Genomic DNA, 548 nt, shown 5'->3' on the forward strand with positions numbered 1-548 from the left:
GGCGAGGGCCGCGACGTCGGCCACCGGTGGCGACAGACGGGCCGCCTGCCCGCGCAGCACCTGCTCGGCCCGCCGCACCGTGGCATCGAGGGCGTCGCGCTCGGCGATCACGCCGCGGATCGCCGCCAGCGGGCGTAACGTCTCGCGGAAGGGGGTCGGATCGACCGGCGTGCCGCCTTCGGCCACGTCGCGCAGCAGGCCCTCGTGCTCGGTACGCGCCGCGGCGAGGTCGCGCTCCAGCCGGGCGATGGCGGCGGCGTCCTCCTGCCCATCGCGGATCAGGGTTTCGACCCGGGCGCGGACGGCGTCCGAGGGCTGGCGCCGCGTCAGCGCCTCCACGTCGGGGAGGCCGACCCGCACGGCGAGCCGGGCGAGCTCGGCGTCGAACTGGTCCGCCTCGCCCTGGATGCGGGGCAGGTCGACCCCGTTCTTGTCGAAGCGGTCGATCCCGCGAAAACCTTCCAGGATCTCCTCGGCACGCCCGACGAGCCCGGCATCGACGGCGACGGCGGCGAAGGCCGCCCGCGCCGCGTCCGCCGCCGCATCGA

1 pseudogene is annotated in these 548 nt (G+C 76.6%); it reads right to left on the minus strand.

The features are described from left to right. Nucleotides 1-548 (minus strand): annotated as a pseudogene (locus tag FV230_RS30235) (chromosome segregation protein SMC); the annotation flags it as partial.

It is taken from the genome of Methylobacterium sp. WL6, from assembly GCF_008040095.1.
In the GTDB taxonomy this organism is placed as follows: domain Bacteria; phylum Pseudomonadota; class Alphaproteobacteria; order Rhizobiales; family Beijerinckiaceae; genus Methylobacterium.